The 12,670-nt window shown below is 72.3% G+C and carries 15 protein-coding genes; 6 read left to right on the forward strand and 9 right to left on the reverse strand.

Features of this window, described 5'->3' with window-relative positions; genetic code table 11:
• The 5 genes from EYW40_RS11020 to hisB all read right to left on the reverse strand — a co-directional run bounded on the left by EYW40_RS11020 (position 1) and on the right by hisB (position 3,884).
• Positions 1-513: a hypothetical protein gene (locus EYW40_RS11020; RefSeq protein ID WP_135821650.1), complete on the reverse strand. Its 513-nt coding sequence runs from the start codon at positions 511-513 to the stop codon at positions 1-3.
• A gap of 78 nt (positions 514-591) precedes the next feature.
• Positions 592-1,095 (reverse strand): TrpY family transcription regulator, encoded by a 504-nt coding sequence (locus tag EYW40_RS11025; RefSeq protein ID WP_135821651.1) that lies wholly within the window; start codon positions 1,093-1,095, stop codon positions 592-594.
• Positions 1,096-1,151: 56 nt separating this feature from the next.
• Positions 1,152-1,493, reverse strand: coding sequence for a hypothetical protein (locus EYW40_RS11030; protein ID WP_135821652.1), 342 nt, complete (start codon positions 1,491-1,493; stop codon positions 1,152-1,154).
• A 324-nt stretch (positions 1,494-1,817) separates the two neighbouring features.
• On the reverse strand, positions 1,818-3,140 hold the full coding sequence (locus EYW40_RS11035; RefSeq protein WP_135821653.1) for a serine hydrolase domain-containing protein: 1,323 nt from the start codon (positions 3,138-3,140) through the stop codon (positions 1,818-1,820).
• A gap of 156 nt (positions 3,141-3,296) precedes the next feature.
• The gene (hisB, locus tag EYW40_RS11040) at positions 3,297-3,884 is read right to left on the reverse strand and encodes an imidazoleglycerol-phosphate dehydratase HisB (RefSeq protein WP_135821654.1); all 588 of its coding nucleotides are present in this window, start codon (positions 3,882-3,884) and stop codon (positions 3,297-3,299) included.
• Positions 3,885-4,109: 225 nt separating this feature from the next.
• Here hisB and EYW40_RS11045 point away from each other — a divergent pair, with 225 nt between their 5' ends.
• Positions 4,110-4,694: a transcription initiation factor IIB family protein gene (locus EYW40_RS11045; protein ID WP_135821655.1), complete on the forward strand. Its 585-nt coding sequence runs from the start codon at positions 4,110-4,112 to the stop codon at positions 4,692-4,694.
• Between the two features lie 18 nt (positions 4,695-4,712).
• Here the strand turns inward: EYW40_RS11045 and hisA are convergent, their stop codons facing one another.
• Positions 4,713-5,441: a 1-(5-phosphoribosyl)-5-[(5-phosphoribosylamino)methylideneamino]imidazole-4-carboxamide isomerase gene (hisA, locus tag EYW40_RS11050; protein WP_135821656.1), complete on the reverse strand. Its 729-nt coding sequence runs from the start codon at positions 5,439-5,441 to the stop codon at positions 4,713-4,715.
• 140 nt (positions 5,442-5,581) lie between these two features.
• On the opposite strand from hisA, the gene EYW40_RS11055 reads away from it, so the two are divergent.
• The 4 genes from EYW40_RS11055 to EYW40_RS11070 all read left to right on the forward strand — a co-directional run bounded on the left by EYW40_RS11055 (position 5,582) and on the right by EYW40_RS11070 (position 8,754).
• Positions 5,582-6,811, forward strand: a complete 1,230-nt coding sequence (locus tag EYW40_RS11055) for an inorganic phosphate transporter (protein WP_135821657.1) — start codon at positions 5,582-5,584, stop codon at positions 6,809-6,811.
• Between the two features lie 133 nt (positions 6,812-6,944).
• Complete coding sequence (gene fer / locus EYW40_RS11060; RefSeq protein ID WP_135821658.1) at positions 6,945-7,334, forward strand: ferredoxin Fer; 390 nt, start codon at positions 6,945-6,947, stop codon at positions 7,332-7,334.
• A gap of 103 nt (positions 7,335-7,437) precedes the next feature.
• Positions 7,438-8,451, forward strand: coding sequence for an A24 family peptidase C-terminal domain-containing protein (locus tag EYW40_RS11065; protein ID WP_135821659.1), 1,014 nt, complete (start codon positions 7,438-7,440; stop codon positions 8,449-8,451).
• Positions 8,452-8,511: 60 nt separating this feature from the next.
• Complete coding sequence (locus tag EYW40_RS11070) at positions 8,512-8,754, forward strand: HalOD1 output domain-containing protein (RefSeq protein ID WP_135821660.1); 243 nt, start codon at positions 8,512-8,514, stop codon at positions 8,752-8,754.
• A gap of 39 nt (positions 8,755-8,793) precedes the next feature.
• Here EYW40_RS11070 and EYW40_RS11075 read toward each other — a convergent pair whose 3' ends face one another.
• A complete protein-coding gene (locus tag EYW40_RS11075; protein WP_135821661.1) occupies positions 8,794-9,603 on the reverse strand; it encodes an HVO_0234 family beta-propeller protein in 810 nt (269 codons plus the stop codon).
• Between the two features lie 123 nt (positions 9,604-9,726).
• Here EYW40_RS11075 and glmM point away from each other — a divergent pair, with 123 nt between their 5' ends.
• Entirely contained in the window at positions 9,727-11,091 is a 1,365-nt protein-coding gene (gene glmM, locus EYW40_RS11080; RefSeq protein WP_135821662.1) for a phosphoglucosamine mutase, read from the forward strand.
• Between the two features lie 40 nt (positions 11,092-11,131).
• Here glmM and EYW40_RS11085 read toward each other — a convergent pair whose 3' ends face one another.
• Together EYW40_RS11085 and hisI are read right to left on the reverse strand one after the other, a co-directional pair.
• Positions 11,132-12,244, reverse strand: a complete 1,113-nt coding sequence (locus EYW40_RS11085) for a DUF7118 family protein (protein WP_135821663.1) — start codon at positions 12,242-12,244, stop codon at positions 11,132-11,134.
• Positions 12,237-12,611, reverse strand: coding sequence for a phosphoribosyl-AMP cyclohydrolase (hisI, locus tag EYW40_RS11090; RefSeq protein ID WP_135821664.1), 375 nt, complete (start codon positions 12,609-12,611; stop codon positions 12,237-12,239). Before hisI ends, EYW40_RS11085 begins: the two co-directional genes overlap by 8 nt.
• Between the last annotated feature and the right edge of the window lie 59 nt (positions 12,612-12,670).

A 12,670-nucleotide genomic window follows, 5' to 3' on the forward strand; every position in this document is an offset into this window, starting at 1 on the left:
TCAGTTCGCGTCCGCGTCGCCCGAGTTCGTCCCGTCGCCGCTCGCGGGCGCGTCCGTCGCCCGGGCGTCGTCGCGGGTCAGTTCGTCGTACAGCAGGGCGACGAGGACGACGAGCAGCGTGGACTCCGTGAGTTTCGTGAGGAGCAGTTGCCACTCCGAGACGAGGTGTTCGAACAGCGTGACGAGGGGGCTGCCGGCGTGGTGGCCGCCCTGCCAGGCGAACTGGTTGCCGTGGCCGCCAAGCACCAGCCAGCCGACGAGGTAGCCCAGCATCAACAGGATACCGGCCCCGTACACCACGTCGCGGCGAAGCCCCATGTACCACAGCGTGACGCCGAGGAAGACGGCGACCCCCGAGAGCACGAACAGCACCTGCCGGACGTCGAGGAACGGCTGTCCGGCCATCAGGTAGAGGGTGAACCGCGGGAGGCCGATCATCAGGTGCAACCCGCCGGTCAGCGCCGCGAGCAACACGCCCGCGGATTCGAGCGCTCCGCGCGTCCCCTGGTCCATACCCCCGTTACCGGCGGCGCGTTCAAAAGCGTAGCGAGGCGCGGCCGCGACGGACGCGTCCCCGGCGCTGCGGGCGCGTCACTGCAGTTCGATCTTGCGGACGAACGTGAGCGAGCGGATGTCGTTGATGAGGTCGCCCGGGAGTTCCTCGTCCGTGATGACGTAGAGCCGCGGCTCGTCGGTGAACTCGGGGTCCTCGCTTATGGTCTGGCGGATCGAGATGCCGCTGTCGGCGAGCATCCCCGTGATCTCCGCGACGATCCCCTCCTGCTCGGCGTCGGTGACCGCGACCGTCAGCACCGTCAGGTCGAGCACCGGGGCCAGGTCCATCAGGCTCGGGATGGCGGAGATGTTCTGGAAGATCCGCCGCAGTTCGTCGTCGGCGAGGATGGCGTCGGTCGTCGAGTCGACGACCCGGCGGTCGACGTCTATCTCCCGGGCGATCCCGGTGTTGGGGATCTCGATCCCCCCGGAGACGACCCGCCCCTCGTCGTTGACGGAGAAGCCCCGCTCCAGGAGCAGGCGGATCACCGCCTGCTGGCTCGGGGAGCCCTCGAACTTCTCCATGATGTCGTCGAACATGTCTCGCCCGTCGGCCGAACGGCCCTTAGTGGTGTGGGGTTGGGCCGGCGGCGCGGTCAGAAGTAGTCGGTCGGCGTCGCCTCGGGGAGGCGGCGGTCGACCCAGCGCCGGAGGTCATGGCCGAACAGCCGCAGGCCGTCGCGGCGCGTCAGCGTCGTCGCGTCGGTCGGGGACCGGCAGACGGCGATGAGCGACCACATCGATCCCGCGGCGAACGCCCCGAGCGCGGAGAACGTCATGCCGAGCGTCGCGAACGTCATGCCGTACACCAGCCCGATCGCCATCGAGGGGAGGCTGGTGCCGAGCGGCACCCGCGCGTCGGCGTCGCGGAGCGTCGGCGCGAGGAAGACGATAGAGAGGGAGCTACCTGTCATGAACACGAGGTCCTGCCACATCACGACCGTAGCACCCCCGGGCTAATCTGCGCTTTCCCGTCGTAGGTCGAACGTACCGTTGTGAGCGTGGGTTTCATCGTACCTTACCGTAGCGGCCTTCGGGGCTTACGCTGCGCGGCTACTATCGTAGCCACGGACGCACCGGTCGGGGCTAGGAGTATAGCTATGGGACGGGACAGCGAACGGCATTTCCGGCCGCAGTCCACGGGTTTCCGCGGCGCGGGGGTCGAACCCGGGCGGATCGGGCCGGCGCGGGCGAGGTATTCCGCCGTTACTGGCCGGAAAGCCCGGCTTACGGCCGTGGAACGGGACGGAACCGGCTGACCGTCACGGCCACGCGTCGACGTCGTCAAGCGCGCTCCCCACGACGTCGGCGATCGAACCGTACCCCCGGCCGCGCCGGTTCAGGAGGACCGCCACGGCGACGCCGTCCTCGCGCTCGTGGAGCATCGTGAACGTGCCGGGGAGGGAGCCAAACGCCGGTTCGTGGGGGTACTCCTCGGCGGCGGCGAACCCGTCGACGGGGTGGTCCCGGAGGAGGGCAAGCAGCGTCCGCGTGTTCGTCACGAGTTCGCCCGCGCCGCCGACGCCCTGCAGGTAGAACCCGCCGTCTGCGCAGGGCACTCGCTCCGCCGGGTCGAGCGCCATCGCGTTCGGGCACTGGGCGGCGCTCTCGTAGGGCGGTTCCGCGTCGCGGCGCTCGTCGGGCAGGGTCCGGCCCTCGTACAGCGGGCCGGGCGGCGACCCGTCGAACAGGGTCCCGCGGACGTACTCGGGGTACGGCGTGTCGCTCACCGCCTCGACGACGAGGCCGAGCAAGGCGTAGCCGAAGTTCGAGTAGACGTGGCGCGACCCCGGCTCGAACTGAAGCGGCTGGCCGAGCATGTAGCGGGCGATGTCGCACGTGTCCGGCGGCCCGGACAGGCCGAGCGCGTCGGCGATGGCGAAGTGGTGGAACACGGGGTCGAACGTCGCGTTCGCGTCCCACCCGCCGGCGTGGGACAGGAGGTGGTCGACGGTCACGTCGCGCAGGCGCTCGTCCCCGAGTTCGCCGGAGGGCGGTTCGAGGTCGAGGACCGAGAGGACCGGCGTGTCCCGCGAGAGGCCGTCGCCGAACAGCGAGCGGACCGCCGCCGCCGTCATGGACTTGGTGAGGCTGGCGATCCGGAACGGCGCGTCCGGCGACAGCGGCGCGGACCCCTCGCCGCCGGCCCAGCCGTACCCGCGTTCGAGCACGACTTCGCCGTCGTTCGAGACGCCGAGCGCCGCCGCCGTGACCCCGCGGTCGGCGACGAACGAGCGGACCGCCTCGTCGACGCCGGCCAGTTCGTCGGGGAGGTCGCCGGTCGCCGGCATGGCCGGCTCCGAGTCCCCGGCGGTCGTCTCGGCCGACGTCGGGTTCGCCGTCGTCGCGGTCGTCCCCGCGGTCGTGGTGTCGGCGTCCGTCGTCGTCCCGTCGCCGCCGCTACAGCCCGCGACCGCGGCGGTGCCGGCGGCGGCGAGCGCGGCGAGCAGGCTCCGGCGGGAGCGCGCCCCGCTGCGGGACGACTGCTGGTCGGAGCCGCCCGGGGTCGCATCCCCGGCACGGTCGCCTCCCGCGCTGGTCTCGGATCGATGCGTCGGATCGGAGGGCCGTCGTGCGTGCGTCATCGGTGGACGTAAAGGGCGTTTGTCGTAAAACACCCTTTACAGTAAAGCGTGCTTTACACACCCACTTAAATCTGGTCCCGCGGTGACGCGTCGCGGGGAGCGAAGCGGGGCGCTATCGGCCGGGTACTCGCGGGAGAACTGCGGAAACCGGCCGCCTCAGAGGTCGCCCTTCGTCGAGGCGACGCCGGAGCGGCGCTCGTCGACCCGCGTCGCGTCGTCGAGCGCCCGGGCGGTCGATTTGAACAGCGCCTCTATCTCGTGGTGGGCGTTCTCGCCGGTCACCTCGGCGTGGAGCGTCAGCCCCGCGTTCACGGCCAGCGAGCGCAGGAAGTGCTTCGCCATGTGGCTGGTCATCCCGCCGACCGACGCCTGCGAGAACTCGCCGTCGAAGCGAAACACGGGGCGGCCGCTCACGTCGACGACCACGCCGGCGACAGCCTCGTCGAGTGGCACCCGGCGGTCGGCGAACCGCTCGATGCGCGCGCGGTCGCCGAGCGCCTCGTCGAACGCCTCGCCGAGCACGATGGCGACGTCCTCGACGGTGTGGTGGTCGTCGATCTCCAGGTCGCCGTCGCAGCGGACGGTCAGGTCGAACAGGCCGTGCTTGGCGAACGACCCGAGCACGTGGTCGAAAAAGCCGATCCCGGTGTCGACGGTCGACTCGCCGTCGCCGTCGACAGCCAGGGTCACCTCGATGTCGGTTTCGGCCGTCTCGCGCGTGACGGCGGCCGTGCGGTCGCTCATACCGGTCCATGACGCCGACCGTACAAGGTGATTGCGTTCGTCCACCCGCCGCGGCACACGGCGGCCAGTCGATCACCGTTCGCGCGTTTCGTCCGAAATAACTAAACCAAGAGAGCATATATCAACTCATACGACCCGAAACATGCGACATCGGTGGACGAACATGATTGAAAACCATTCAGAACTGGACGTGCCGTCGGCGGCAGTCGCCGGGAGGGGAGCCGCGTGACCGCGACCGCGCCGACCGACTTCGAGGTGCCAAGCGCCGAGCGGCCGCGCAACGGAACGACGCTCCGCGGCGAGTACGCCGTCAGCCGGGTCTGCGACGCGCTCTCGCTCCCGGCGGAGGCCCGCGAGGACGCGAACCGGCTGCTCCACGGCGCGTTCGTCGCCGACGCCTGCCCGGAGCGGGACCCGGAGACGCTGGGCGCGGCGGCGACGTACGCGGCGATCAGGCTCGCCGAACTCCCGCGGACGAAAGGCGAGGTCGTCGAGGCCAGCGACCTCCCCCACCACCTCGTGAACCGCGCGTACGACGACCTCGTGCGGGCGTTCGGCCTCTGTCTCTCCGCGACGGGGCCGAAGCGGTTCGTCGGGCGCGTCGTCGACGCCTGCGACCTGCCCGCGCCCGTCGAGGGGCGCGCACGCGACCGCCTCGACGCCCTCGACCTGCACGAGTCCGACGACCCGCTTGGGCTCGCGGCGGCCGCGGTCGTCGTCGCGAGCGACGCCGCCCCCGCGACCGTCGCGGACGGCCTCCCGGTGTCGGCGCTCGCGGTCCGCTCGTGGTACGTCCCGCGGTTCGAGTGACCGGAGCCCCCGCCGCGGCTACTCCACGGCGGCCGCGGCCTCCCGCAGGCTGAACCGGCCCTCGTACAGCGCGCTCCCCACCACGACCGCGGCCGCGCCGGCGTCCCGCAGCGCACGCACGTCGTCGAGCGTCGCCACGCCGCCGCTGGCGACGACCGGGATGTCGACCGCGTCGACGACCCGCTCGACGGGGCCGGTCTGGACGCCCTCAAGCCGCCCCTCCACGTCCACGTCGGTGAACAGGATCGCGCCCGCGCCCAGTTCCTCGTACCGCTCGGCGGCCGCCGCGGGGTCGAGGCCGGTGCCCTCGGTCCAGCCCGAGACGACGACCTCGCCGTCCTTCGCGTCGAGGCTCACCGTCACCGATCCGGGGTGTGTCTCGCTTATCTCCGCGACGACGTCGGGGTTCTCGACGGCCGCGGTACCCAGGATGACCCGGTCGACGCCCCGGTCCAGCAGCGACCGGGCGTCCGCGGCGGTGCGGATGCCGCCGCCCAGTTGCACGTCGACGTCGACCGCATCGATCACCCGCCCGATCGCGTCGGCGTTCGCGCGCTCGCCCTCGAACGCGCCGTCCAGGTCGACCAGGTGGAGCGTCGACGCGCCCTGGTCGACCCAGCGCTCGGCCGACTCGACGGGGTCGCCGTACCGCTTCTCGGTGCCGCGCTCGCCCTGGACGAGCTGGACCACCTCGCCGTCCTGCACGTCGACAGCGGGCACGACCTCGAACTCGGGGAACGGAGTCATGCGTCCCCGTCGGCGCGGGAGGGCGGTAAAGCCACCGGGACGCCGTCGTCCCCGTGTCCGGGCCGCGCCCCGCGCCGACCGCGTGCCCACGGCGGTCCGGGTCTGCAAGAGTTATACCTATCACTCTCGTTAGTTCGTCCGTGTCCGAGATACTTCTCGCAGTCGGCATCGCGGTCGCCGCCTTCGTCGGGTTCAACATCGGCGGCTCCTCCACGGGCGTCGCCTTCGGCCCGGCGGTCGGCAGCGGCGTGGTCTCGAAGCTCGGCGCGGGCGTCCTGATGGCGGGGTTCGCCCTGCTTGGCGGCTGGACCGTCGGCCGCAACGTCGTCGAGACGATGGGCGGTCAGATCGTCCCCTCGGGCCTGTTCTCGATGACGGTGAGCATCACCGTCCTCTTTTTCATCGGCTTCGCGCTGTTCCTCTCGAACGTCGTCGGCGTCCCGGCCTCGACGTCGATGACCGCGGTCGGTGCCATCGCCGGCCTCGGCGTCGCCACCGGGAAGCTGAACGCGGCGGTGATGCTCGAGATCGTCTCGTGGTGGATCGTCGCCCCCGTCATCGCCTTCTGGGTCAGCGGCGTCATCGGCCGGTACTTCTACCCCGCGCTGGTCCGGCGCTTCGAGGTGACACAGACGGAGGGGAGCCTCCTCGCGCTCGACCGCTCTGGCGGGGTCCCCCGCCCCGTGCTGGGGCCGAACACGACCCCACGGGAGTTCGTCGGGACGGCGCTGGTGATCGTGATCGGCTGTTACATGGCCTTCTCGGCCGGGGCGTCGAACGTCGCCAACGCGGTCGCGCCGCTGGTCGGCAACGGCTCGGTCTCGATGGACGCCGGCATCCTGCTGGCCGGCGGCGCGATCGGCCTCGGCGCGGTCACCATCGCCCGGCGCACGCTCGACACGATGGGCAACGACCTCACCGAACTCCCCCTCCTGGCGGCGCTCGTCGTCGAGGTGGTGAGCGCGACGCTGATCACCGTCCTCTCCGCGCTCGGCATCCCGGCGAGTTTCGTCGTCGTGGCGACGATGAGCATCCTCGGCCTCGGCTGGGGCCGGGCGACCCGCACCGCGACCGTCGCCGACACGGTGCGGGGCGAGGGGCCGGAACGCATCTCCGTCGGCGCGCTCGCCGCGGAGGCCGACGAGGGGGCGGCGACGGTCGGCGACCCGACCCCGGACCCCGACGAGACCGACGAACCGAGGGATGTGCCGCCGATCGGCGACGAGGAGGCCGACGACATCCCCCGGGCGTCGGACCTCTTCGAACCGGCGACGACCGCGCGCGTGATCGCCCTCCAGAACCTCGTGCCCGCCATCGCGACCATCGCCGCCTTCCTCGTGTTCCAGTTCGTCCCCGGGATCGTCGGGTGACCGCTGGCCGCATCTCGCCCCGTCGAACCGAAGCCGCGGCCGTCGCCGCCGCGAACGACTGTGCCAGTCGGCCCCGTGAAACCGGCTCGAAAACAGCAACTTCTAACACTTAGGGGGTCGAACCCACAGGGTGATGCCCACGGTAGAATACCTCAACTACGAAGTGCTGGACGACCAGGGCTGGGACATGGACGACGACGACCTCTTCGAGAAGGCGGCCGACGCCGGCCTCGACGACGAGGACTACGGGTCGCTCGACGTCAACGAGGGCGAGTACATCCTCGAGGCCGCCGAGGCCCAGGGGTACGACTGGCCGTTCTCGTGTCGCGCCGGCGCGTGTGCGAACTGCGCGTCCATCGTCAAGGAGGGCGACATCGACATGGACATGCAGCAGATCCTCTCCGACGAGGAGGTCGAGGAGAAGAACGTCCGCCTGACCTGCATCGGCTCCCCGGCCGCCGAGGAGGTCAAGATCGTCTACAACGCGAAGCACCTCGACTACCTGCAGAACCGCGTCATCTGAGGCCGCGCCGTAGTTCTCGACCTTTCTCCGCGTTCCGACCCGCCGAGTAGCCGTCCGGCCGCCAAGCGCAACGACTAACAGGGCGGGCCCCACCCACCCGAACGTGCCCGGGCCCCTCGTCGACGCCGCCCCGACGGACCTGTTGCGGCTGCTCGCCGTCCCCGTGTTCGCGTGGGCCGCGTACCGCGACATCGCGACCAGACGGGTGTCGAACGCCGTCTGGGCGCCGCTTGCCGCGTTCGCGCTCGCCTTGCTTTCGTGGGACGCCTGGACGGCCTGGACCGCCGGGGAGTTCGCCTGGCGGGGCTTTCTCGTGCCGACGGCGGTGAGCGTCGGCCTCGTGATCCCGCTCGCCTACCTGTTCTGGTGGACCGGCGGCTTCGGCGGCGCGGACGCGAAGGCGCTGATGACGGTCGCCCTGCTCCTGCCGGCGTACCCGACCTACGACCTGCCGTGGGCGACGCTTCCGGTCCAGGGGACGAACGTCGGCGTGCTCTCCTTTACCGTCCTGACGAACACGGTGCTGTTCGGGGCCGCGGCCCCCCTCGTGCTGGCCGCACGGAACGCCGCCGCCGGCCGGCTGTCGACGACCATGTTCCTCGGCCGCCCCGTGCCGGTCGAGGCGGTCCCGGAGACCCACGGCCGCCTGCTCTCCGCGCCGGACGGCGGCACCCGCCGCGGCGTCGACCTCGACGCGCTCAGGATGTACCTCCGGTGGCGCGGGGTCGACCTGGCGACGCTCCGGGCGAACCCCGACGCCCTGCGCGACCCGGCGACGCTCCCGGACGATCCGAACCCGCCGACCGACGGCGCGGTGACCGCGGCGACCCCCGAACCGACGGTGCCCGACGCGGTCGCCGCCGGCGGAGACTCGACCGACGCGGCCGACGAGTTCGACGACCCGTGGGGGGCGCGGGCGTTCCTGGCCGACGTCGACGGCGCGTACGGCGCGTCGGCGCGGGACGTCCGCGAGGGCCTCGACGTGCTCACGGCCGCGGAGACGGTGTGGGTCTCGCCGGGCGTCCCGTTTCTCGTGCCGACGTTCGCCGGCCTCGCGGTCGCGCTGACGTACGGCGACGTGCTGTTCGGGCTGTTCGAACTGGCCGGTCTGGTGTGACCCGATCGACCCTCAACGATTGGCCAGTAGCCTTATTTGAGGGTGGATTGAACCGATTTTATGAACTGCTTACCGCCGGCGGATGAAACACGGGGGACGGGCGAACTCGTCGTCGAAATCGCCGAGCGAGTCGCCGACGAGGAGGGGGTCAGTCCCCTCGAACTGCCGCCGCTTGCCGACGCTCTCGACGCGGAAGTACTGGAGCAACTGATCGACACCGCGGAGACGCCGGTCTCGGTCGGCTTCGAGTATCTGGGCCACACGGTCGTCGTCTGTGGCGAAGGGGAGATCGAACTCAAGTGAGCGCGTTCTGGCGGTGACGACGCAGGTCGACAGCCGCGGCTACGGCACCGCCACGCCGCCGATCTCCGTCAGGCCGAGCGGCTGGGTCCGCCAGCCGTCGCCGGCGTCCGCGAGAAAGGTGCCGTCGGTGGCGACTGCGTACGTCGCGCCGGGCGCGTACGCGACGCCGGCGACGGGGTCGGGGACTGGCACGTCGACCGACGCCCACTCGCCGTCCGCGTGGGCGTACAGGTGGTCCCGCGTGGCGGCGTGGGCGCGGTCGAGGTCGCCGGGTGCGGCCGCCCGGTCCGCGGCGGCGAGCCTGAACTCGCCCCCGGCCTGCGACATCCAGCCCGCCCCGAGCCGGTAGAGCCCCTCGCCCGTCGCGGCCAGCGGCGTCCCGGCGACCGAGACGTCGCGGGCGTCGTCCAGCCCGGCGTGGGCGACTTCGCCGTCCCGGACGCGGTAGACGCCGTTTTCCGCAGCGATCAGGTCGCCGGCGACGGCGCGGACGGGGCTGTCGACCGCGCCGACGGCCTCCCACTCGTCGGGCTCGGTGGCGCGGGCGACCGACCAGTCCGGGCCGACCGCGACCAGCGCGTCGCCGTCGATCCCGACCGCCACGGCCGGCCCGAAGCCGACCGCGTCGTAGGCCTCGCCGTCCTTGACGAGCACGTCCGTCGGCGTCGCGACGGCGAGCCGGCCGTCCGCGGCGGCGACGTCGAGCGCCGTGCAGGCCCGGTCGATCCCGTACTCGCCGACGAGGTCGTCGGAGACGGAGACGGCGGCGACGCCCTGCCCGCTCGCGACGTAGGCCGTCGTCTCGCCGTCCCGGTCCCCGTACACGCGCTTCTCGTCGATGCTGACCATGCCGGGAGCGTCGCGGGCCACCACGGAAAGCGTTCCGCCCTCGGCCGGACCGCCGGCGACGCGTCGGCGCGGGCCGCATTCGCTTCGGAACCACTTTGAGGGACGCATCCGGACAGGTACGTAATGGAAGTGTTCGGGTCGAGCGGAACCCGGGGCGTGGTCAACGAGACGGTCACCCCCGAGTTCCTCCTCCGGGTGGCGAAGGCGGCCGGGACGCGTTGGAGCGCGGACCGGGTGGCGGTCGCACGGGACACGCGAAAGACCGGGCGGATGCTCGCGGACGCCGCGGCGAGCGGCCTCGCGAGCGTCGGGGCCGACGTCGACCGGCTCGGCGTCCTGCCGACGCCGGGGCTGCAGGCGTACGCCGAGGCCGAGGGGGTGCCGGCCCTGATGATCACGGCCTCGCACAACCCGCCGGCGTTCAACGGGATGAAGCTGTTCGGGGCCGACGGCGTCGAGCTCTCGGTCGACGAACTGGAGCGCGTCGAGGGGGTCCTGCTGGCCGAGGAGGCGGCGTCGGTGCCGTGGCACGCGACCGGCGAGGCCCGCCGGATCGAGGGGGCGCGGCGGCGGTACGTCGAGGAGCTCCACGCCGCCGTCGACCGCGAGCGGATCGCCGACGCGGACCTCACCGTCGCGGTCGACCCGGGCCACGGGGCCGGCTCGCTCACCAGTCCCGAGTTCTTCCGGGAGCTTGGCTGTCGCGTCGTCACCGTCAACGCACAGCCCGACGGCCACTTCCCCGGCCGCGACCCGGAGCCGGTCCCGGAGAACCTCGGCGACCTGGGGCGGCTCGTCGCCGCGACGGACGCCGACCTGGGGGTCGCACACGACGGCGATGCCGACCGCGCCATCTTCTACGACGAGCGCGGCGAGTACGTCGAGGGCGACGCTACGTTCGCCGCGCTGGCGGCCGCCGAACTGGAAGCCGGCGACACGACCGTCTCCGCGGTCAACGTCTCCCAGCGGCTCGTCGACGTGGTCGACGACGCCGGCGCGTCGCTCGAACTCACCCCCATCGGCAGCACGAACATCATCTCCCGCATCCGGGAGCTCCGCGCCGAGGGGGCGTCGGTGCCGGTCGCCGGCGAGGGCAACGGCGGCGTCTTCTTCCCGAACTACCGCCTGTCCCGCGACGGCGCGTACATCGCCGCCCGCTTCCTCGAACTGGTCGCCGACCGCCCCGCCAGCGAAGTCGTCGCGCCGTACGACGACTACTACAACGTCCGGCGGAACATCGAGTACGAGGGCGACGCCGAGCGGCGGGCGATGCTGTCGGCCGCCGAGGCCCGCGCCGCCGACGCCGACGCCGAACTGAACGCGACCGACGGCTACCGGCTTGACTACGGCGACGCCTGGGTGCTCGCCCGCCCCAGCGGCACCGAGCCGCTCGTCCGGATCTACGCGGAGGCCGGCGACCGGCGCCGCGCCGCGGACCTGGCCGACGGGATGGCCGAGCGGCTGGAGGACGCGAAGGCGGAGGCCTGACCGGCCGGTTCTCCCGGCGCGCCGAACGAACGACCCGTTCTCAGCGGTCCGGATACTCGGACAGCGCCGCGGCCAGCGCGTCGCGCTCCGCGCGGAGGTCGGCGAGTTCGTCGGCCACGTCGCCGGCCGCGAGGCGCTCGCGCTCGTCCGGCCCCAGCCGGTCCCGGGCGACGGCGGCGGTCCGCAGGCGCTCGTAGTCGTCCTCGCGGGTCAGCGCCCGCACGTCGCGGAGCTTCGCGACGACCGGCTCCGGCGCGAACCGGGAGACCAGCGAGACGAGTTCCCGGGAGCGCCACCAGAGGTCGTCGGCCGCCGGCGGCGGCCACCCGACCGTCAGCGGCTCGGCGTCCAGCCGTTCGAGGTACGTCTGCCGGGTGGCGACCCGGCGCTTGAGTTCGGCAGCGTCGTCGACGTAGTGGTCGAGCTTCGACTTCGAGTAGTCGGCGTACTCGAGCAGCGTCGGCACCGGCTCCTCGCCGGCCGGCGACTCGCGGACGTAGCCGAGCAGGTCCTCGGGCGGCGCGCCGAGGTCCACCAGCGGGTAGCGCTCGGCGGCGACGGCCAGTTCGAGCAGTTCGCGGGCGCTCGCCTCGGCCCGGAACTCGTCGAACGCCTCGCGGACGGCGTCGTCGTAGGCCTCGACCGGCTCCCGCAGGCGCTCGACGGGCGCGTCGAGGTCGGCCTCCCCGAGTTCGACGAGGCGTTCGAGGTGGTCGATGCGCCCCTCGACGGTCCGCTTGCGGCGGGCGGCGGCCTTCCGCGCCTCGCGGTACTCGGCGACGGCCTCCTCGCGCTCCGTCAGCAGGCGGGCCGTCGCCGCCGCGGGGGCCAGCGCCTCGCGGGCGGCGGCGAAGTCGTCCTCGCTCAGGCGGCGCTGGTCGAGGACGTCGAGCGCCGCCTCGAAGGCGTCCCGCTCGGGCAGGTCCTCCGGCAGCCCCTCGACGAGGTCGGCGACGGCGTCCTGAAACTCCACGTACGCCTTGAAGTCGCCGGTGCCGGTCGCGCTGTCGGCGTACCGCTCCAGCAGGTCGACCAGTTCGCCGTGGGCGTCGGCGACCGCCTCGACCGCGTCGGTCCCCACCTCCTCGACGGCCGCCTCGGCGTCGCGGACCGCCCGGTCGGCCGCCGCGAGGTCGTCGGCAGGGTCACTCATACACGTCGTCCGGGTCGAAGGCGCGCTCGCCGACGACGTCGCCGTCGGCGGTCCGGTAGAAACACGATTCGTAGCCGGTGTGGCAGGCCCCGCCCTCCTGCTCGACGAGGTAGAGCACGCTGTCGCCGTCGCAGTCGACGCGCACCTCCTCGACGCGCTGGACGTGCCCGCTGGTCGCCCCCTTCTCCCAGAGTTCGTCCCGGCTCCGCGAGTAGTAGTGTGCCCGCCCGGTTTCGCGGGTGCGTTCGAACGCCTCGGGCGAGACGTAGGCGAGCATCAGCACCTCGCCGGAGTCGGCGTCCTGCGCGACGGCGGGGATCAGGCCGTCGTCGCCGAAGTCGAGATCCACCGCGGTGGCCTCGGTCATGTCGGAGCGAACGCTCGTATCGCAGGTAGGTCTTTTGTTCGCTGGGACGCCGGGAGCGT

This window comes from Halostella litorea (assembly GCF_004785955.1).
Lineage (GTDB): Archaea > Halobacteriota > Halobacteria > Halobacteriales > Natronoarchaeaceae > Halostella > Halostella litorea.